18 protein-coding genes are annotated in these 21,011 nt (G+C 63.5%); 12 read left to right on the forward strand and 6 right to left on the reverse strand.

Going from position 1 to position 21,011, the window contains the following annotated elements; translation table 11 throughout:
• Window positions 1–121: 121 nt before the first annotated feature.
• Entirely contained in the window at window positions 122–961 is an 840-nt protein-coding gene (locus EP376_RS12945; RefSeq protein WP_127656025.1) for a DUF6544 family protein, read from the forward strand.
• 56 nt (window positions 962–1,017) lie between these two features.
• Here the strand turns inward: EP376_RS12945 and EP376_RS12950 are convergent, their stop codons facing one another.
• The gene (locus tag EP376_RS12950) at window positions 1,018–1,503 is read right to left on the reverse strand and encodes a bacterioferritin (RefSeq protein ID WP_127656026.1); all 486 of its coding nucleotides are present in this window, start codon (window positions 1,501–1,503) and stop codon (window positions 1,018–1,020) included.
• 323 nt (window positions 1,504–1,826) lie between these two features.
• Between EP376_RS12950 and EP376_RS12955 the strand changes: the two genes are divergently transcribed.
• On the forward strand, window positions 1,827–3,455 hold the full coding sequence (locus EP376_RS12955; protein ID WP_127656027.1) for an ABC transporter permease: 1,629 nt from the start codon (window positions 1,827–1,829) through the stop codon (window positions 3,453–3,455).
• Window positions 3,456–3,500: 45 nt separating this feature from the next.
• Here EP376_RS12955 and EP376_RS23015 read toward each other — a convergent pair whose 3' ends face one another.
• The 3 genes from EP376_RS23015 to EP376_RS12965 form a co-directional block, all read right to left on the reverse strand.
• Window positions 3,501–3,638 (reverse strand): hypothetical protein, encoded by a 138-nt coding sequence (locus EP376_RS23015; protein WP_164744932.1) that lies wholly within the window; start codon window positions 3,636–3,638, stop codon window positions 3,501–3,503.
• Between the two features lie 167 nt (window positions 3,639–3,805).
• Window positions 3,806–4,822, reverse strand: coding sequence for an extracellular solute-binding protein (locus EP376_RS12960; RefSeq protein ID WP_127656028.1), 1,017 nt, complete (start codon window positions 4,820–4,822; stop codon window positions 3,806–3,808).
• 222 nt (window positions 4,823–5,044) lie between these two features.
• Window positions 5,045–7,051 carry a DUF5054 domain-containing protein gene (locus EP376_RS12965; RefSeq protein WP_127656029.1) on the reverse strand — a complete coding sequence of 669 codons (2,007 nt, stop codon included), beginning with the start codon at window positions 7,049–7,051 and terminating at the stop codon, window positions 5,045–5,047.
• Between the two features lie 229 nt (window positions 7,052–7,280).
• On the opposite strand from EP376_RS12965, the gene EP376_RS12970 reads away from it, so the two are divergent.
• From EP376_RS12970 to EP376_RS13015, 10 genes are all read left to right on the forward strand, one after another.
• Window positions 7,281–8,684: a CehA/McbA family metallohydrolase gene (locus tag EP376_RS12970; protein WP_164744933.1), complete on the forward strand. Its 1,404-nt coding sequence runs from the start codon at window positions 7,281–7,283 to the stop codon at window positions 8,682–8,684.
• 88 nt (window positions 8,685–8,772) lie between these two features.
• Window positions 8,773–9,288, forward strand: a complete 516-nt coding sequence (locus EP376_RS12975; protein ID WP_127656030.1) for a nucleotidyltransferase domain-containing protein — start codon at window positions 8,773–8,775, stop codon at window positions 9,286–9,288.
• Window positions 9,289–9,514: 226 nt separating this feature from the next.
• A complete protein-coding gene (locus tag EP376_RS12980; protein WP_203331012.1) occupies window positions 9,515–10,861 on the forward strand; it encodes an ABC transporter substrate-binding protein in 1,347 nt (448 codons plus the stop codon).
• A gap of 66 nt (window positions 10,862–10,927) precedes the next feature.
• A complete protein-coding gene (locus EP376_RS12985) occupies window positions 10,928–12,223 on the forward strand; it encodes a carbohydrate ABC transporter permease (protein WP_127656031.1) in 1,296 nt (431 codons plus the stop codon).
• Window positions 12,220–13,047: a carbohydrate ABC transporter permease gene (locus EP376_RS12990; RefSeq protein WP_127656032.1), complete on the forward strand. Its 828-nt coding sequence runs from the start codon at window positions 12,220–12,222 to the stop codon at window positions 13,045–13,047. The genes EP376_RS12985 and EP376_RS12990 overlap by 4 nt, the downstream gene beginning before the upstream one ends.
• On the forward strand, window positions 13,047–14,090 hold the full coding sequence (locus EP376_RS12995) for an ABC transporter ATP-binding protein (protein WP_127656033.1): 1,044 nt from the start codon (window positions 13,047–13,049) through the stop codon (window positions 14,088–14,090). Before EP376_RS12990 ends, EP376_RS12995 begins: the two co-directional genes overlap by 1 nt.
• On the forward strand, window positions 14,087–15,505 hold the full coding sequence (locus EP376_RS13000; RefSeq protein WP_127656034.1) for a glycerophosphodiester phosphodiesterase: 1,419 nt from the start codon (window positions 14,087–14,089) through the stop codon (window positions 15,503–15,505). Before EP376_RS12995 ends, EP376_RS13000 begins: the two co-directional genes overlap by 4 nt.
• Window positions 15,498–16,517 (forward strand): LacI family DNA-binding transcriptional regulator, encoded by a 1,020-nt coding sequence (locus tag EP376_RS13005; RefSeq protein WP_164744934.1) that lies wholly within the window; start codon window positions 15,498–15,500, stop codon window positions 16,515–16,517. Before EP376_RS13000 ends, EP376_RS13005 begins: the two co-directional genes overlap by 8 nt.
• Window positions 16,507–17,268: an inositol monophosphatase family protein gene (locus EP376_RS13010; RefSeq protein WP_127656036.1), complete on the forward strand. Its 762-nt coding sequence runs from the start codon at window positions 16,507–16,509 to the stop codon at window positions 17,266–17,268. The genes EP376_RS13005 and EP376_RS13010 overlap by 11 nt, the downstream gene beginning before the upstream one ends.
• Before the next feature lie 108 nt (window positions 17,269–17,376).
• Window positions 17,377–19,035: a Na/Pi cotransporter family protein gene (locus EP376_RS13015; protein ID WP_127656037.1), complete on the forward strand. Its 1,659-nt coding sequence runs from the start codon at window positions 17,377–17,379 to the stop codon at window positions 19,033–19,035.
• Window positions 19,036–19,123: 88 nt separating this feature from the next.
• Here EP376_RS13015 and EP376_RS13020 read toward each other — a convergent pair whose 3' ends face one another.
• The gene (locus tag EP376_RS13020) at window positions 19,124–19,477 is read right to left on the reverse strand and encodes a DUF5368 domain-containing protein (protein WP_127656038.1); all 354 of its coding nucleotides are present in this window, start codon (window positions 19,475–19,477) and stop codon (window positions 19,124–19,126) included.
• Window positions 19,478–19,488: 11 nt separating this feature from the next.
• Complete coding sequence (locus EP376_RS13025) at window positions 19,489–20,799, reverse strand: FAD-dependent oxidoreductase (RefSeq protein ID WP_127656039.1); 1,311 nt, start codon at window positions 20,797–20,799, stop codon at window positions 19,489–19,491.
• Window positions 20,800–21,011 lie beyond the last annotated feature (212 nt).

A 21,011-nucleotide genomic window follows, 5' to 3' on the forward strand; every position in this document is an offset into this window, starting at 1 on the left:
CTTTTTCGTGCGGCCATGACGGCGGGGCCAGTCCCGGACACCGGGATTTGATCCAGGTCATCGTGGCGGCGCTATGCCTGCATTAGGCCCTCTGCGGAACGTAGCCGGGGGCCGATCCGCCATGAACCTTGTCACGCTTATCCTTGCCATTCTTGCCGCCGGACTGCTGGCGCTGTTTGTCCTGCGCGGACTTGACCAGAGGGCGATGACCGCGGAGTGGGCGCGTCTGGCGGCGCACCAGCCATCGGAGCCGTTACGATATTCCCCCGACATGGTCGCAGATCTGCCCGAGCCGGCCCGCCGCTATTTCGCCTATACGATCCAGCCCGGCACGCCGCTCTATACTGTCGTGACCATCGAGATGACGGGTCAGTTCAGCCTCGGCACGAAGGAGGCGCCCAACTACCAGCCCATGATGGCGCGCCAGATCCTCGCGGCGCCCTACGGATTTGTCTGGGCCATGCGCACGACCGGAAAGATGCCGTTTTCAGGGTCGGATAGCGGGCACTGGACGCGGTTCGGCATCTTCGGGCTGATCCCTGTGGCGCGACAGGGCGGCGATCCCGATCATGCCCGGTCGGCCTTCGGGCGCTATGTCTCTGAGGCGATTTTCTGGACACCTGCCGCCCTGTTGCCGGGGCCGGGCGTGACATGGGCTGCGGTCGACGCGAACACGGCCCGCGTCACTGTCCGGCAGGGCGGGCAGGAGCAGGCGGTCGATATCATCCTCGACCCCGAAGGCCGGCCGACCGAGGTGTCGTTCCAGCGCTGGACGAATGCTAACCCCGAAAAGGAACACCGGTTGCAGCCTTTCGGAGGTTACCTGTCCGATTTCCGCGAAGTCGACGGCTTTCGCCTTCCGTTCCATGTGGAGGCCGGGAACATGTTCGGCACGGAGGAATATTTCCCCTTCTTCATCGCCGAAGTCACAGGGGTCGGGTTCCCCGCTCCCGATCCGTAGCGAAGACCGGCGCGCAGCCGGGGCGCCGCTCCGCGGCCCCGGCTGTGCACTGCCGCTCAGGCTCCTGTGCTGTCCCCGCTCATGTAGATCGACATGAACGCCGGTTCGCCCATGCGTTTGAGCGTGGCCAGCTGCCGGTCGAGCCAATCCCAATGGCCCTCCTCGTCGATAACGATCGTCTCGAACAGGGTCCGGGTGCCGATGTCGTTCGCCTCGTAGGCATCGCGGGCGGCCTTGCTGTAGAACTCGATCGCGCCCTTCTCCTCGGTCTTGTCGTCCTCGAACATCGACTGGAGGGTTTCAGCCATCGCCGGCGTTTTGGTCGGGCTCAGTTCCGGTGTTCCGCCGAGGAACATGATCCGGTCGATGAACTGTCCGGCGTGGCCCAGTTCCTCCTGCATCTCCTCGCGCATGCGGTTCGCGAGCTTGTCCAGTCCCCAGTCTTCCAGGGTGTGGGCGTGCAGGAGGTATTGATTGACGGCGGTCAACTCCATCGCGAGGGCGGTCTGAAGGTTCTCGATGCTTTTGCTGTGGTCGGTCATGAGGGTCCTCTCTTTGCGGTGCGTCTCATTCAAGACTAGGCATGCATCTTCGGATTTGAACCGTCGGGCCGGGAATTCGGGTTCTATCAAAGGGGCAAGCTGCTGTTTCAAATGGATAAATTTTTCTAACCTGCGCCGAGTGATATCTACGCCTTCCCGCAAACCCTGATGGCCAGCCGAGGCCCGGCCTGCGACGAGGTGGCGCCCGGACCTGATCGAGTGTTGAAGAATCCCGCCGGATAGGCTCATTTCCGGTAATCCCGACTAAAACTATCGGAACTGGACCGCGGGGTGCTGACAGGACCCGTGCAGGAGGCGAAGAGATGGACACGAAGATCATGGCCGGCCTTGTCCTGCTGATCGCGGGGATCTGCCTTCTGCCGATGCTGGGTGTCATCGCCGCCGCGGCCTTCGGCACGCTTGAAACACTTGGACAACTCGCGGAGACAGTGCTGTGGCGCTATACCCGCACGACACTTGCGCTAGTCGCGCTTGTCGCGCTGGGCACCATCGTGATCGGGGCCACGACGGCGTGGATCGTGGTGACCTGCGAATTCCGGGGGCGGCGGTTCCTCGAGGCGGCGCTTGTCGTGCCGCTGGCCTTTCCGGCCTATGTGCTGGCCTATGCCTATACCGATGTTCTGGACCATCCCGGGATCGTGCAATCGACGCTGCGGGATGTGATGGGGTGGGGGCCGCGTGACTATTGGTTTCCCGAGATCCGGTCGCTGGGTGGCGCGGCGCTGATGCTGACGCTGGTGCTTTATCCTTATGTTTATCTGTTGACCCGAACGGCCTTCCGGATGCAGGCCGCTGCCCCGTTCTATTCGGCCCGGTCGCTGGGCGCGTCACCGGTGCACGCGTTCCTGCGCATCTCGCTTCCCATGGCGCGGCCCGCGATTGCGGCTGGGGCGCTGCTCGTCGTGATGGAGACCATCGCGGATTTCGGGACGGTGGCGCATTTCAGCGTCCAGACCTTTGCGACAGGCATATACACCAGTTGGTTCGGTCTGGCCGATCGCGGGGCGGCGGCCCAACTGTCGCTCGGGCTTCTGACCTTTTCGCTTCTGGTGGCGGCGCTGGAGTACATGAACCGTGGGCGCGCATCATACGCGATGAAAGGACGGCACGAGCCCTTTACCCGGTTCAAACTTTCCGGGGGCCGCGCTCTGGCCGCCCAGATTGCCTGTGCCCTGCCGGTCCTGCTGGGGGCGGTCATCCCGGTCATCACGCTGTTTCTGATGGGGTTGCGGTCGGAACAGGATATCCTCAGCCCGCGCTACCTTCATTTCATCCGGAATTCACTGCTCCTCGCCGGTATCGCGGCCCTTGTCACGGTTGCTGCTGCCATGCTGCTGAGCAGTCACAACCGGATCGCATCCAACCGCGTCTCGCTCGCCTCGCTGTTCGTCGGGCGGCTGGGATACGCGGTGCCCGGCGGTGTGATCGCCGTGGGCCTGCTGGTGCCGTTCGCGACGTTCGACAACTGGGTCGACGCCCGGATGGAGGCGTGGTTCGATATCTCGACCGGGCTTCTGATCTCGGGGTCGATCTGGCTGATGATCGCTGCCTACATGATCCGGTTTCTGGCCGCCGCGATCGGGGCCTATGACAGCGGGCTGACGGCGGTCACGCCGAACATCGACGCCGCGTCCCGGGTTCTGGGCCGCACGGCGTGGGGCACGGCGCGGGCCGTTCATCTGCCCCTGCTGAGGCCCAGCATCCTGACGGCCCTGCTGATCGTCTTTGTCGATACGGTCAAGGAATTGCCGGCCACACTGATCCTGCGGCCATTCAACTATGACACGCTGGCGGTGCAGGCCTTTCGGCTTGCTTCGGACGAGCGGCTTGATGGCGCGGCTGTCCCGAGCCTGATGATCGCGGGGATAAGCCTGATCCCCGTGGCGTTGTTGTTGTCGCAAATGGGGGTGGGCGGAAAAGGCCGCGGCTAGGCTGACAAGGGCGCGAGCCGAAGACATACTCCGGCCCGGGACCTCTCAGCCAAGCTGTTCCTTGATCTTCTCGATCACATCTTCGACCGACAGGCAGAGCCCGCTCTCACCGATCATGTCCATGATTTTGTCTTGCCCTCCGAGGGCGCCGCCTGCTTTTCCAAGCATGTCACCAAGTCCCATTACGCAACTCCTTTACCAGATCGAACACGGTTAGGTTCCCCTACCGAAGGTGCCATCGATGCCGTGGGATGGAAAGTGCGACCAAGCCGCATTGCGGGCTCTGATCATCGCGAAACGAAAAAGGCGCCCCGAAACAGGGGGCGCCTTTCCGTGGTCTCTGGTTTGGTTCAGCGCCAGCCGGCCTCGTTCAGAACCCGCTGGGCCGCTTCGATATTGTCTGCAATATCGGACAGGTCGATCGTGTCGGGGCGGAAGATACCAAGTGCCGCCACCGAGGGCGCAAGGCCCACGCCCGCGACGGCCGGGTATTCGTCGTTGCCGGCCGAGAAATAGTCCTGCGCCTGATCCGACGCGAGGTATTCGAGGAACGCGATCGCATTCTCGCGGTTGGGTGCATAGGCCGCGACGCCGCCGCCCGAGATGTTCATATGCGCGCCGATGTCGTTCTGGTTGGGGAACACCCAGCCGATGTTGGCGAGGTCGTCCTCGGTCATCGTGCTGTCGCCTTTGCGCAGGGCGCGGGCATAGTAATAGGTGTTCGACATGGCGATGTCGCACTCGCCCGACGCGATGCCGCGCAGCTGGTCGGTGTCGCCGCCCTGCGGATCGCGGGCAAAGTTGTTCACCACGCCCTTGGCCCAGTCCAGCGTCGCCTCTTCGCCCAGATGTGCCACCAGGGCTGCCGTGATGTTCTGGGTGTAGACGTTGGAGGATGAGCGGATGCAGACCAGCCCCTCGTATTCGGGGTTCGCCAGATCCTGATAGGTTGCGGGCGGGTTCGTCACATCCGTCTTGTCGTAGAACAGGATCCGCGCCCTCTGGGAAAAGGCGAACCACTGGTTGTCCTCGTCCTGAAGATAGGCGGGGATCCGCGCCTCGAGCAGGTCGCTGTCGATGGATTGCAACAGACCCAGTTCCTTCGCCCGGGTCATCCGGACAGTGTCGACGGTCAGGAAGACATCGACCGGGGAATTCTCGCCCTCGGCTTCCATTCGGGCGATCAGCTCATCGGCATTGCCTTCGATCCGGTTGATCGTGATCCCGGTCGCTTCGGTGAAGTCGGAATAGAGGCGTTCGTCGGTGTCGTAATGGCGCGAGGAATAGAGGTTCAGCTCGCCTTCAGCATAGGCCGGCACGGATACCGCAGCCATGCCAATCGCAAGAATGAAATGTCCGGTTTTCATGAAGGTCTCCCTTGTCGATCAATTCCTATTGTTTTTGTCGGATATCGGAGGCTGACTTGGAAATCAAGTTTAGTTGAGTAAAACAGTAGGAGATTAATCAGGCGGACACTGGTAATCCCATGTCGGTATATTTGACATATTTATCAGGGTCTTGCGGTTGATCTCCGACCCCGCGCCGGGATGCTGTAGACGCGAGGTCGGGGAGGGCACCGATGGGCGGTGCTAACTGTCGCCGGACATTTCCGGCCAGGACAACTCGAATCGGAAGACCGCGTCGCCGGACCACCACATCGGGAAATTCGTGCCCCATTTGTTGGTGTAGGTCAGGAAGGCGATGCCCCGATCCCATGCGGGCGGATCGGACTGAAACGTCATCAGGTCGTGTCCCGCAGGTGCGCAAAGCCCGGCGTCCAGAGGCCTGATGCCAAGCTGCCCGTCCGGCAGGCTGCATCGCGCGGCAAAGAGGCCATGCAGAGCGCCGCCGGCCCGGCGGGCACAGGTCGCGGGATCAATCCAGAGGCCCGTCTTCTCCAGCTGCCAGTCGCGGGCGCCTTGGGGGGCGATGGTGACATGGCCCGCTTCAGGCATCCGGTTCGCGGGCTTGTCTTCGAGGATGAGCATGATCGAGAGGCTGTCGGCACTCTGGCCGGGGGTGATCCGCCAACGATACCCCGCCGGCGCGCCGAGTTCGTCATGCGCGCCTTGCGGCATCCGGGCTGTGATCTCGACGATCTCGCTGTGCTGGGTCAGCCCGGAAAACTCGGTTTCGAACCGCGCCGAGAGGGCCGTTTCGGCCTGGGACAGGCCCGGCTTTCCGTGGTCGAGGATCGCCCAATCCGGCCGGTCGATCAGATAGCTGTCCATGTGGCGGTCAATATCGGCGGCATCACAGCTTTGATGTGTCGCGGCAAACAGAGGGGCGTCGTCACGGCCCTTGAGGCTGCGTCCGTCAGGCGCGGTGAGCCGCGCGATACCGCCAGTGACGAGATCGGCTTCGATCCGCCAGCCGCCGATTTCGCGGACCCCGTCGGCCGAGGTCGTGATCCGGGGAGGAGCGGTAAGATCGGCCAGAACCGCCTGTGCCCGGCCCAGATCATCTGGCTCCAGTTCGGAGAGTGCGGCATCGATATAACGGCGCTGTTCTTCCCACGATGCCTCGGCAAAGGTGAACCGATAATCGGAGGCGCGGATGGCATCAAATGCGCTGCGATCCCATGCGGTCTCGTCGCGCAGATAGCTCTTGATATCGACGCCCCAGGTATGTTCGGCGACAAGGCAGAGCGATCGCCCGAAGGCCAGTCGTGACGGCGTGAGCCCCTCCTCCTCGAACCGGTCATAGAGCCGCTGCAGCTGCCGAAAGCGGGCAAGCTTTTCGGGATCGCTGGCGCAGCCGTGGATCCAGCTGTCGCCGATCTCGGTCTCGACCACGGGCAGCGAGGCCCGTCGTTCCCACAGGAGGGCGCCATACTCCTCGAGCGTTGCAGCGCGGATGCAGGCGCCGGGATGGGCCTTGGCCAGTGCGCGATAGACTTCTGCCGTCTGGGGCACGCTTTGCGGGCCGATATTGTCCTCGGTATGGGCGAAGGACAGCGCATCGACCATGCCATCAGGCAGCTGTGTCTCGCCATAGGAATTCTGATACATCACAACGAGTTCCGAGCCATCCGGCGCGCGCCAGCAGAACAGGTCCGGCAGGTCGGGAACGGGACAGGCCGTGTTGACGCCAAGGTGCAGGAACCGCACGCCCGCCTTGGCCAGAATCGGGACGATCCCGATCGTGTGGCCCGGAACATCGGTCATCTTGGCCGCCCGGGTGGTCATGCCGAACCGGACATCGAGTTCCTTGCCAAAACTCAACCCTGCGCGGAACAGCGCAGGGCTCATCAGTTCCGAATGGGTGGTGAAGGGCAGGGCATGCCAGCGGATCAGGCCGCGTTCGATCGCCTGCTCCAGCCGGGCGACCTCGGCTGGCCCGGCCTCGGCAAGGTAGTCATGGATCAGCCACGCCCCCGTCGTCCAGATGAAAGCCGGGTTCTCGGGGTCCTCGCGCCAGAAATGCTCGGCCGTGGTCAGCGCCTGGGGGATGAACCGGTCGTGATATTGCTTGCGAACGGCCTCGGCATGGTCGGTGAAGCCGATGTCGAGATGGGTCTTGAAGACCAGATGGATCAGTGCGGGCGCCGCGGCCTGCCGGTCTGGCGCTGTGCTGCTTGTGCCGGTGTCTGTCATGAAAATATCGATGTTATCTGCCCGCAACAGGAGGATGCTTGCGCCTGATCGTGCGCGATCCGATGCTGAATTGACAAACGAAACTTCGCTGGGCCCGGTTGTCGGACCGGGCCAGACTGCGAAGAACGGATTTGACTCCACCTTCGTCCTGCGCCCTTTTCAAAGGGTGTGACGCGGGCGATTTTCGGGAAGTTGGGCCCGCACCGCACCCGATGGAGGAGCCCGCCAGATGATCGAGAAACGGATCGTTGTTCCGACACGGGACGAGACACAAAGCAATTATGCCTATGCGCCGATCCCGGTGCCCGAAGGCATTTCACGGATCGACGTGGCCGTCGAATATGACCGGGGCGAGGACTGCGCCATCGATCTGGGACTGGCTGATCCCAGGTTCGGGGTCTTCCCCTCTCGCGAGGGGTTCAGGGGCTGGTCAGGTTCGGCGCGCGACAGGTTTTTCGTGGCCAGCGATGATGCGACACCGGGCTATCTGCCGGGTCCGATGCCCGCGGGCGACTGGCAATTGATCCTCGGTTTATATCGCGTGCCTGCGGGAGGTACGGAGATCATCATCCGGGTCAGCTTCGACGCGGGGTCGCGCGGGCCATGGTCCGGCCTGCCCGCCCCGGTTGAGGTGCGCCGGGAAGCAGAGGGGTGGTATCGCGGCGATCTGCATTGCCATTGCTGGCATTCCGATGCCGCCGGAAGCCCCGAGACATTGCATGCCGCCGCCCGTCAGGCCGGGCTCGATTTTCTGGCGGTGTCGGATCACAACACCGTCTCGCACCGGCGGTATTTCCTGCCGCGCAGCACCCCTGACCTCCTGTTCCTGCGTGCCATGGAGGTGACCACCTATGACGGCCACGCGAATGCCTTCGGCACCGATGGCTGGGTCGATTTTCGCATCGACCGGCCAGAGGACGTGCAGGCCATGGCCCATGAGGTTCGAAGGCAGGGCGGGGTCCTGTCGATCAATCATGACAAGCCGGGCCTGCCCTGGCTTCATGATTGGCCGGGCCCCGACTGCATGGAGGTCTGGCAGCACCCCTGGCTTGCCCGCAACTGGATCTCGCTCGAGAAATGGCAGCACCGGCTGGCGGCGGGCGAACGGCTGCCCGCGATCGGCGGCAGCGACTGGCATCAGCCAGCTGACCTGCGACCCGAGGGGCCATATACGCTCGCCCGGCCGACAACTGTCCTGCATCTGCCCGAACTGACCGAGGCGTCGGTGCTTGAGGCGATGAAGGCGGGCCGGGGCTACATCACCGAGGCGCCGGACGGCCCCCATCTCGATCTGCGGATCGGGGAAGCATGGATGGGCGAAACCGCGCGCCCGAGCGATCCGGTGCGCCTCGACGTGCGGGGCGCGAATGGCGATATTCTGACCTTGCACGACGCCGGCGGAAAGATCGCGGCGATCGAGATCGCGGGTGATGATGTCATGCTGACGCCTGACGTGTCGCCTCGCGGGTTCCTGCGGGCAGAGATCATCGCCGCTGGCAGCCGCGACCGGCTGTTGTCCGAGTTTCGCGCGACGTTTCCGGCCGGGCTTCCCTGGGGTCTGACGGAGGAGGAGATCGCCGCTCAACCGCTGAGGCGGGCGCTCTCCAACCCGATCTGGTTCGACCGGCCATGAGGCGCGGACGGTTCAGGCTCATGATGGCGCGCGCGGCGAATGGCGTGGATCGACGCCCGACAACCCGGGTGGGATAGGAGGATCACGGATGCAGGCAAAAGATGTCTTGGCTTTCTGGGAGCTGTTCGAAAAGGCGGGGCTGGAAGTCTGTATCGACGGGGGCTGGGCGGTCGACGCGCTCCTCGGACGGCAGACCCGGCCGCACAACGACCTCGATATCGCGCTGCCTGCATCGAAGGTCCCGGCATTGAGGCGGCTCCTGTCCGACATGGGGTTCGAAGAAATCCCGCAGCCCGATGCATGGGAACACAACTTCGTTCTTGGCCATCCGGATGGCGCGCTTCTTGATGTGCATTCCTACGAGTTGAACCCTGATGGCAGCAACCTGTCGGGGGTCGCTTACATTGCCGAACAGCTCTCCGGACGGGGGCTTGTCCTAGGCACGCCGGTGCGGTGCGTGCCGCCTGAGTGGCTGGTGAAATTTCACACCGGCTACGAGCTGGATGACGACGACTGGCACGATGTCAGGCTGCTTTGCGAGGCGTTCGATCTGCCGGTTCCGGAGGAATATGCGACGTTTCAGGCGAGGGAAACCGACGGCTGATTCCTGTCGGATGTCGTGTGAAAAGGCAGTGAAACCAAGCGCTCAGACAGGTTTGCTGCTGATCCTGCTCCGCGAAATAAAACTGTCATATTAGGGTGTTACCACTATCCCGTGCGCGGCGATGAGGTCGTGCAGACAAAGGTTCTTCCCAGATGGGGAGAATCATGACATCGTTTTTGCACACGTGTGCACAAAGCACGTGAACCCATGCAGAGGAGGAAGAGAGATGGCGAACCTGATGCGGACCTCCGCTTTGGTCGGTGCCCTGGTATGGTCGGCGGTGCCGGCGCTTGCCGAGGATATCAACATCACGGTCTGGGCCGGCGGCTCGAACGACAGCGACAGCTACAGGATCGAGGCGATCGAGATCGCGGCGGATATCCTGGAGCGCGAATATTCCATCTGGGGCGAAGAGGTGAACATCACCGTCGAAGGGCGGCGCGATTTCACCGGATGGGACGAGTTCAAACAGGGTGTCACCCTCGGCGCCGAGGCCGGGACGGCCCCCAGCATCGTCGTGACATCGCATCTCGACATCGCTCCGTGGAGCCAGGCGGGTTACATCGTCGCGGTCGAGGATTATGTCGATCTGGACGCGTGGCCGCTCTCGAACGTGTATCCGAACCTCATGGAAATCGCATCCTATGCAGGGGCCCAGTGGGGCATTCCGCAGGATTCCGAATCCCGTCCCTTCTTCTACTGGCGGGAGACGATGGCCGCGCTGGGCTACGACGAAGACCAGATCGACGCGCTGCCCGACATGGTCGCAAGCGGCGAGTATACGCTTGCCAACGTTCTCGAAGATGCGACCAAGGCCGTCGAGATGGGCCTTGTCGAAGAGGGATACGGCTTCTATCCGCGTCCGTCGAACGGCCCCGACTATGCGCAGTTCTACCAATCCTTCGGTGGTCAGCTGGTCGATCCTGAAACCGGCAAGCTGGTCCTCGATGTCGAGGCGATGACTGAATTCTACCAGTTCTTCGTCGATGCCGTGGCCGCCGGCGTGACCCGGCAGAACCATATCGGGACCGACTGGAACCAGTGGTACAACGAAGTGGCCAACGGCCGGGCCGCATTCTGGCACGGCGGAACCTGGCATTTCGGCCGCTATGCAACCGAAGGCAACGACGATTTCTGGGGCACGATCCAGTTCTCGCTGATCCCGGCGGGTGACGAAGACGGCCGGGCCAACACGATCACGCATCCGCTTGTCTACCTCGTCATGGATCAGGAAGACGACCGGATCGAAGAGATCGCCGCCCAGCTGGTGACCATCGCGACAGAGCCCCGGCTCAACTCGCTCCATGCGATCCAGTCCAACCACCTCGCCGTGGCCGAAGCTCAGGCCGATATCGACCTGTATCGCGGCAACCGCTGGGCATCCGAGGCGACCGAGGTTCTTCTGGCCTCGGCCAATGCGCAGCCCAACCACCTGGACTACGGCGCCTATTCCGAGGCGATGTTCCGGGGTCTGGAAGCGGCCTGGACCGGGGTGCAGACCCCCGAAGAGGCCGTGGCTGAAGTCGAGGCCCAGATGCGCGCGACCATCGGCGATCAGCTGATCGTCCGCTGATCCGAAAACACGGGGCAGGGCGCCGATGATCGCGCCCTGCCACCCAAGCCGAAGGGAGCCGCTGCCATGAAAACGCGTCTGCTTGCGTTCGGGTTTCTCTCGCCCGCGCTGATCGCGGTATTCTTCTTCTTCCTTTTGCCGGTGTTGCTGACGGTCGTGTTCGCCTTCACGAACATGTCCACCTCGACCGGGATCATGGGCGGAGCCTACCAGATCAACGAAACCCAGATGGGAAGCCTTCGGGACACAGAGGTCAGCCCGGAGTCGATCGAGAAACTCGAAGGCGCGGGATACCTGATCTCCGAAGCAGGCCTTGCCGCGCTGGCCGAAGAGTTCGGCGAAGACACCGCCGAGGAACTGCGCGACGATTATCTGGGGGAAACCTTTGCGGCACGGCGCGACCTGGAACGGGTTCTGCGCAACCTCGATGATCCGATCCGCAATACCCGCGACAGGAAAGCAGCCGCAGACCTCTTCGTCTCGACCGTCATCGGCGAGCGGTTCGACACGGCCGAAGATTTCCGGGCGGCGCTTGTCGAGACCGGGATCGACCCGGCGGATCACGATCTTCTGACCGAGTTCGCCTATACCGGCTGGACCTGGACGACCGCCAACTTCTCACTGCTGGCAGAGCTTCCCTCGACCATGCGTTACGCATCGAACACGGCGTTCTACGTGGTCTGCACCCTGACGTTCAACATCCTGTTCGGACTGTTCCTCGCGATCTCGACCTTCTACCTGCCCGGGCGTCTGGCGAATACGTTTCGCGCGATCTGGTTTCTCCCCCGGATTCTGCCGCCGGTTCTGTATGTGCTGATGTGGAACTGGTTCACATGGGATCGCGGTTTCATCGCGACGGTGGCCGGCTGGTTCGGCGCGCCGCAACAGAACTGGATGCTGCATACCTCGACCCATGCCTGGACGGCGGTGATCCTGATCAACGGGTTCGTCGGGGCCTCGCTCGGGATGATCCTCTTTTCATCGGCGATCAAGGCGATCCCGACCTCGATGCTCTATGCCTCCGAAGTCGACGGAGCCAATCGCTGGCAGCAGGTGCGCTATATCATCCTGCCCCAGATGCGCTGGCCGATCCTGTTCATGACGTCCTACCAGACGCTCAGCCTGCTGACGTCGTTTGAATACATCCTGCTGGCAACCGACGGCGGACCCGGCCGGTCGACCGAGGTCTGGGCCCTGGCGGCCTATCACACGGCCCTGAACAATTACGGGGGCAACCTTCAGTACGGGCTGGGCGCGGCCTATGCGCTGGCACTGGTCTTCATCGGGATCGCCCTGTCGATCCTTTACCTGAGGTTCTTCAACTTCAAGGAATTGCTGTCAAAGCCGAGGATCGAACAATGACCGGCACTCCGCGCATCTGGCCCCTTGTCCTGATCCTGGCGATCTTTTCGACGCCGCTGGTGATCATGTATCTTTACCAGATCATCGACAGTGTCGCCTCGCCCGATCCGGGCTCGCTCATCCCGGGTGAACTCGATCTGTCGAACTGGCGGTTCCTGTGGGAACGGATCGACTCGGGCCGGCCCACAATCTGGCAGGTCACCTTCAACACCTTCCTGTTCGCCTCGACCACGGCGTTCCTCGTGACGCTGCTGTCGACCACGGCGGGCTATGCGCTGTCGCGGCTCAATATGCCCGGCCGGCCCTATTTCCTGGGCGGTCTGATCATCCTGCATGCCTTTCCGACGATCACGCTGATCATCGCGATTTTCATCATCCTGCAGGCGCTGGGGCTGTTCGATACGCTTCTGGGGATCATCCTCGTGAAGGCGGCTCTGGAACTGCCGTTCGGGGTCTGGATCATGAAGGGCTTCTACGACACCGTCCCGTGGGAGATCGAGATGGCGGGCGTTCAGGATGGCGCCTCGCGGTTCCGGGTCTGGTGGGAACTGGTGATGCCACAGGTCAAACCGGGTCTCGCGGCACTTCTGATCATCTCGTTCCTGTCGGGATGGTCGGAATTCGTGCTGCCCCTCGTGCTTGCACCGGGGTCGAGCACGCAGGTCCTGTCGACCTTCATGAACGCAGTGATCCAGGATGATGCGACGGCCGATTTCGGGCTCTTCAAGGCGATCGGGATGTATTACTCGATCCCGGTCATTGTCATCTACCTGATCTTCCAGAAACAGCTGATGAATATCTACGGCGGAGGGACAAAGGGCTAATGGAACTCAGGCTCGAGAAATTCACCAAGGCCTTCGGGCCGGTCACCGTCATCCAAGACATGGACCTGACCGTGGGCAGCGGCGAGATGATGGCCCTGCTGGGGCCGTCGGGCTGCGGCAAGTCCACGACGCTTTTCGCGATTTGCGGCATCCACAAGATGACGGGCGGGCGGCTCTACTTCGGGGATCGCGACGTGACGAGCGTTCCGGCGCAGCAGCGATCGGTCGGCGTCGTCTTTCAGAACTATGCGCTTTATCCCCACATGACCGCCGAGCAGAACATCGGCTTTCCCCTCAAGGTCATGCGCCAGCCCAAGGCCGAGATCGCCAAGGAGGTTCAGCGCCTGGCGGACCTCGTCCAGATCGGCGATCTTCTGGATCGGCGTCCGGCTCAGCTTTCGGGCGGGCAGCAACAGCGGGTGGCCCTCGCGCGGGCGATGATCCGAAAGCCCGATGTGCTGTTGCTCGATGAACCGCTTGCCAACCTCGATGCGAAACTGCGTCTCGAGATGCGGGCGGAGATCCGGCGCATCCAGCGCGAGACCGGGATCACCGCGATCCTCGTGACCCACGATCAGGTCGAGGCGATGTCGATGTGCGACCGGATCGCCCTGATGCGGGATGGCAAGATCGTTCAACTCGATACCCCGGAGCGCATGTATGCCGATCCGGCCTCTCAATTCGTGGCGGGTTTCCTTGGCAACCCGCCGATCTCGTTCCTCCCGGCTCGGGCGGGGGAGCAGCTGGCCATCGGTCAGTCTCAAGTGCTCCCCCGTCCGGCTGGGCTGGAGGTTCAGGGCGATATCGTGCTGGGCATCCGCCCGGAACACTTCGGGCCACAACACGGGCAGGGGCTTCACGGCGAGGTCATCTTTGTCGAACCGCAGGGCCGCGAAGAACTGGTCGACGTGCAGCTGGACGGGGGTGGCATCCTGCGCGCCATCCTGCCGACCGGAGATCCGGTCAAGCTGGGCGATCGCGTGAACTGGGGTGTGTCCGGCGGCAATATCCTCGCCTTTTCCACGGAAGGTGTGCGTCTGTGACAAAGGCAGGACTTCCCCCCCGTCCGTGGTCGATCGCGCATCGCGGTGCATCGGCCTATGCTCCTGCCAATACCATGGCCGCCTTCCGCAAGGCCGCGATGCTGGGGGCCGACATGTGGGAGGTCGATATCCGCAGCACGTCGGACGGCATTCCCGTTGTTCACCATGACGCGACCCTTGCGTCGGGCACCGCGCTCAACAGCCTGACGCGCGATGCCCTGCGCGATCACATGCCCGATTGCCCCGATCTGTCCGAAGTGGTTGAACTGGCCGCTGAATTGGGTGCGGGGATCTATGCAGATATCAAGGATGCCGAGGCGGCCCTGCCGACGTTGCACCTGCTTCAGGAGGCAGGGATCGAACCCGTGATCATCGGCGCCTTCAACACCGCGATCGTCGACACCCTCCGGGAGGCCGGCAGCCGATATCCCGTCTCGGCTCTGGTGCCCATCGGGGTCGATCCGCATCAGCACGCGGCCGAGGCCGACGTGATCCACCTCTGCTGGGAACATCTGCCCGCCCCGCAGGACATGCTGACACAGGATTTCTTTGCCCGCGCCTTCGCGGACGGCAAACGCGTCGTCCTGTGGCACGAGGAAGACCCCGACAGGATGGCCGCCATCCGGACCCGGCCGGTGACGGGGATCTGTTCGGACATGCCCGAACTGGTCAATCCCTTCCGGCCGCCTGCCGATTACCCGTTCGGCGTCGTCTGCCACCGTGGTGCCAACCGGATTGCCCCCGAAAACACGCTGCCCGCGCTGGAATGCGCGCTTGCCGCGGGCTTCACGCATATCGAGGTCGATCTGCACATTACCGCCGATGGCGAGATCGTCGTGATCCACGACCCCAAGCTGGACCGCACCACCAACGGCACCGGCCCGGTCACGGCCCGGACGCTGGCGGAACTGCGCGCCCTCGATGCCGGGTCTTGGTTCGATCCCTTCTTCGAAGGCACCCAGATCCCTACGCTGGCCGAGGTTCTCGCCCTTGTCGCGCGTTATGATGCCCGGGCCTATCTCGAGTTCAAATCGGCCCCGCCCGCCCCGGTTCTTGCGCAGGTCGAAGCTGCTGGCCTTCTCGACCGTGTGTTCTTCTGGTCGTTCAACCGCGATTTCCTGCATGACTTGCGACGTCTCAGCGCCAAGGCCCGCATCATGGCCCGGCGCGAAGACTATGGATCGCTTGCCGAAACCTTGTCGGATTACAGCGCCGATATCGTTGAATTCAGGCCCGATGCCGATGCGCTGGAGATTGCGACTTTGCGGGGGGACGACCTGCTCTCGATGGTGGCCTATATGGGCGACGATCCCGAGGTCTTCGACCGGATCCTCGATTTCAGGCCCGACCTGTTCAACCTCAATGAACCGTTCCTCTTTACCCGTCACGCCTTGCGGGCCAGACGCGATGGCTAGAGACGTGGAACGCAAACCCACCTCCTTCGACGTGGCGAAACTCGCCGGCGTCTCTCGGTCGGCGGTGTCGCGTGCGTTCACACCGGGGGGGCGAATTTCGCCCCAGACGAAGGAAAAGGTCACGCGGGCCGCGAGCGAGCTGGGATACCGGGTGAATTCGCTGGCCCGAGGATTGCAGCAGGATCATTCGGGCATCGTCGGGCTGGTTGCGTCGCGTCTGGATACACCGCTGCGGTCGAGCCAGGTCGCACGGCTGAGCGAATTGCTGATCCGCGAAGGATTCAAGCCGATGCTGATCACGGCCGAACGGCCCGATCATGTCGGCACGCTGATCGAATCCCTTCTTGGATACAACGTGGCCGGCATGATCTTTACCTCCGACACGCCGCCGCCCGACCTGATCAAGGATTGCGCCCGCTTCGGGCTTCCGGTCGTGCTGATCAACCGGCCCGGCAATTCCGGCTGGGGTGACCGGGTCGTGGCCGACAACCTGACCGGCGGGTCGATGGCGGCCCAGTTGCTGATCGATTGCGGGGCGACCCGCCTGGGATGCCTGATGCCGCGCCGGGAAACCTTTTCGGTGTCCGGGCGCGCCCAGGCCTTCGTCGATTACGCGACCGAACGGGGCCACCCGGTCGAGGTCCTTCTGGCCGACGATCAGGGCTATGCCGATGCCCGCGCCGGCATCGCAAAGGCAGACGCCGATGTTCTGCATCGGATCGACGGGCTGTTCTGTTCGACCGATCTGATGGCCCTCGGCGCGCTGGATGCCCTGCGGATCGATCGCGGCATCAAGGTGCCCGAGCAGATGCAGGTTCTGGGTTTCGACAATATTGAACAGGCCGGCTGGGGGTCTTATGACCTGTCGACCATCAGTCAGGATATCGACGCGCAGGCGGCGACTGTCGTTCGGCTCCTGATCGAAAGGATGGCTGGCGACGCCTCGTCCAACAAGCTCGAACAGGAGCCCTTGACCGCCATACTTCGGGGGACGACACGACATGCTCGATGATCGCCTGACCGTCATGCTCGACATGGCGCGCGAGGCAGGCCGCCTTGCACAGAAGATGCGCACCGACCCGGACATCCTTCAGACGCGCGAAAAGGGGCCGATGGACCTTGTGACCGCCGCCGATCTGGCCGTCGAGGCGCATTTGCGCGATCGCATACAGGCGCTGGAGCCGGATGTCGCGATCCTCGGCGAAGAGGGCGGCCTGACCGGCTCGGGCGGCGAGACATGGATCCTCGATCCGATCGACGGCACGGTGAATTTCTCCCGTGGGACGCCGAACTGGGCCATTTCCATCGGGACATTCGACGGCACCGCGCTGACCCACGGGGTCATTCATGCGCCCGATCTCGACATGACCGCCTGGGCGCGGCGAGGGCATGGCAGTTATCTGAACGGTCAGCGGATCACCTTCGATCCGGCAATCGTCGATAACCCGATCATGGCGCTGGGATATTCTCCGCGCACGGCGCTCGCGGATTACTTCAACGAGATCGAGGCGTTATTGGATGCAGGGATCGAACATCGGCGCTACGGTGCCGCCACGATCTGCTTTCTGGGTGTCTTGGCGGGTTGGTTCGATGCCTTCCACGAAGGCGCGCTCAACATATGGGACGCCGCCGCAGGCCTTGTTCTGATCGAAGAGGCCGGAGGCACCGTCTCCCATGACCCGTTCGAGGCCTTTCTGGCGGGGCCCTCGCGGGTGACGGCCTGCAACGCGAGGTTTCCGCGCGGGGTTGCCGGGATCACCTGATCTGATTGACATGCGCACGCGCCTGGGTGCGAAGTGCGGCGTGCGGATTCGGTGTCCGGTCCTTTCCGATCGGGCCGGACCACGAGTTATTGGAGGCAAGGGCCAACCTTGGAAAGCAGCCCGATCATCTTTGTCCTGAACATCGCGGCGGCGGCCGCACTTCTGGTGTGGGCGGTCAGGCTTGTGCGCACGGGATTTGAACGCGCGCTGGGTGCGCGGCTGCGGATCTGGCTGCGCCGCTCTACTTCGGGTCGGATCCGCGCCTCTGCCAGCGGTGCGCTGGTGGCCCTGATCCTGCAAAGCTCGACCGCTGTCGCCGTTCTGATCCGGGGCTTTGCCGCGGGGGGCGGTCTTGGCGGGCTTGCCAGTCTGACGATGCTTCTTGGGGCCGATGTCGGCTCTGCCTTGGTCGCCATTCTGCTGACCTCGGGGTTGTCGGTCATCGCGCCGCTGCTGTTGTTGTCGGGCGTGCTGACCTTCCTGCGAAGCACGCGTCGCGGCATTCGCCAGATCGGCCGGGTCCTGATCGGGTTCGCGCTGATCTTTCTCGCGCTCGACCTGATCCGCGCGGCAAGCCAGCCGATGCTTGAGAACCCCGGCGCGCAGGCCGTGATGGTCTATCTGTCGGGCGATCTTCTGACGGCCTTCGTCGTCTCCGCGCTTTTTGCGTGGCTCGTTCACTCCAGCGTCGCCGCTGTCCTGCTGTATGCGACGATGGCCGGGCAGGGCGTCTTGCCCCTCGATGCAGCACTTGCGATGGTGCTGGGCGCCAACCTCGGGGGCTGCCTCATTGCACTCGGGCTGACGGCGGGCGCGGATGTCGTCGTGCGCCGGGCGGTCTGGTCGAACTTCTGGCTCAGGGGCGGCGGGGCGCTTACTGTTCTGTTCCTGCTTTCAGCGTTGCCGTTTCAGGACTGGTTGCCCGGCGTCAGCCCCGATCAGCAGGCGCTGAGCCTGCACCTGATCTTCAATGTCCTCGTCCTGATGGTCGGCCTGCCGCTTGCCGGCCCTGCGCTGCGCATCGCGGGGGCGCTTATTCCCGACGCGCCCGACACTGCCTCGGCCTCGGCCTACAGCTCCGCGCTCGACCGGGAGGCGCTGTCGCATCCACGGCGGGCGCTGTCCTGTTCGGTGCGCGAACTGGTGCATATGTGCGGGATCGTCGAGGGGATGTTCCGGCAGTCGATGGCGCTCTTCGCCAGCTATGACGAAGCCGAGGCCGCCGCGATCGCCGAGACAAATCGCAAGGTCGAACGCATGTCGCTGGACCTGCGGGTCTATCTCGCCGAAATCGGCGAAGGCAAGGACCGCGAAAGGTTCGGGCCACGCGCCTTCGAACTCGCCGGGATCGGGGCCAACCTCGAGGCGGCGGCAGACGTCATCGCACAGATCATGGTCCGGCAGGCCAAGCGGATGAGCTATGACAACCTGTCCTTTTCCGAAGAGGGCTGGCGGGAACTGGTCGATTTCCACGATCAGGTCCTGCGCAACCTGCAACAGGCCGTTGCCGTTCTGATGAACGGTGACCCGTCTCTGGCCGAGGCCCTTGTCGCGGAAAAGGATCGGGTGCGCGAATTGTCGAAGGACCTTGAGGAGCGCCACCTTCAGCGGCTTCAGCAGGGCAACGAGGCGACGATGCTGACAAGCAGCATCCATATTGACCTGCTTCGCGCGCTCAAGAGCGTGAACACCTCCTTCGCGATGATCGCCTATCCCGTCTTGCTGGAATCCGGCAAGCTGCGCGAAACCCGGCTCGACGCCGGCTAGCGGCTGGGCCTCGGGCAGCAAGGTCGACCGCCTTGCGCGCGGTCGACCTTGATCGTTTGTGGCTGCGGTTTGCTGGCGGCTTGTCAGCCTAGTCGGCCGACGGGCGCGAAATCAGCGATTGCACCGTATAGACGAGGATTGCCGTGCCGATGGCCCCCGCCGCTGCGATCCCGAGAAAGACTATCACGTCGACCGGGCCGCCGAGGTCGGACAGGCGCGAATGCGTGATTGCGAGCACGAACCAGACTGCCGCGATCGCGCCCACCGGCATCGAAAGCTGGGCCAGAAGGAACTTCCGCCAGCTTATCTGGCGGTCCCGGATCAACACAAAGACATAGGCGAGGGTCACGATCACCGCCAAGACCGCCATTCCCCAGAAAAGCCATGCGCCGAAGATTTCCTCGAACACTGCGATAAGCGTGCCAAGTGTCAGGTCTTTCATGATGTTTCTCCTTATGCCCGGCCGCGCAGCATGGCGTTATAGGTCGGCTTGAGCGCCACCTCCTTCATCAGCCAGCTGATCCACAGCTCTTCGAGCGGCGCGATCACGCCCGGGAAAGACGGGACGAGGTCGTTGTTGTAGTCGAACTCGATCAGCATGGCCCTACCGACCCGCGTGATCATCGGGCAGGAGGTGTAGCCGCCATAGGTTTCGGTGGGATCGCGCTCTTCGATCGCGGCGATGATGCCGTCTTCGACAACCGGGACCTGCCACTTGACCGAAGCCGCCGTCTTGCCCTTGGGCACGCCCGCCACGTCTCCCAGAGCCCATACAGTGTCGTAGCGCAGGTGTCGCAGGCTGGCCATGTCGCATTCGACCCAGCCCTGATCCGTCCATTTGTCGGCCCAGCTCAGCCCCGATTGGCGGATCACCTCGGGCGCACGTTGTGGCGGGATGATGTGGATGTAGTCATAGTCCATCTCGGCGGTGCCGTCGGGCGTGGCAAAGGTGGCGCGCTTCGCGCCCGCGTCGATGGCGGTCAGCGTGTGCTGCATCGACGTTTCGATGCCCCTGTCGCCGAACAGCATCCGCACTTTCTCGGCCACGATAGGCACGCCAAAGAGCGCGCCTTGCGGGGCGGCATAATGGAACTCCGCCTTGCCGCGATTGCCGGCGGTGCGGGTGATGTCCTCGATCAGGAAGGCGTGCTTGAGGGGCGCGCCCGCGCATTTCATCTCGGTCGCCGGACGGGTGAAGAGCCCGATGCCGCCATCTTCGGTAAAGGCCTGCGCGGCCTGCCAGGTGGCTGCGGCATATTGCGGCCCGGCATAGAGCGCGCCGATGCCGTTCTGCCCCACCATGTCGAGCGAGAAGCCCTCGATCGCGTCGTGATCGAGCACGAGGCCCGGCGCCACGACGAGGAAATCATAGTCCAATCGCTGCCCCCCCGATGTCTCGACCACCCGTGCCTCCGGATCGATTGTCGCAGCGGCCTCGGCGATCAGGGTCACGCCCCGGGGGAGCCAGTCCGTCGTCTTCGAGACGACATAGTCGGCAGGCTTCAATCCCGCCGCGACCAGTGACAGCCCCGGCTGGTAGAGGTGATCGACCCGCGGGTCGAGCAGCGTGATCCGCGCACCTTCAAGCCGACGGACAAGGCGGTTGGCAAGAGCCGTGCCGCCCGCGCCGGCACCGATTATGACGATATTCGCATTCGTCGCCACCTGCGCCGCCGCCTCTCGCGGTGCGGCGAACGAGGCGGCCGCGGCACCACCTGCGGCCAGTCCCAGGAACTGGCGACGACTTGCGGTCAGCTTGGTCATGACGTCCTCCGATTAAAACATTCAAGAAGTCATATATGACAACTTCGGCGGATCCTTGTTGATCTGGGTCAAGTTGGCTGCGGCACGGACAGGCCGAAGGCGGGATGTCCTGCAGAGGCGACATCAGGGCTTGTGCTGGCCTTGCCTGAGCCACGCGCTAGACTTGTCGCCATGAAACATGACCTCCGCCCCGTCCTTGGCCCACGCGCGCC

This window comes from Alexandriicola marinus (genome assembly GCF_004000435.1).
GTDB lineage: Bacteria > Pseudomonadota > Alphaproteobacteria > Rhodobacterales > Rhodobacteraceae > Alexandriicola > Alexandriicola marinus.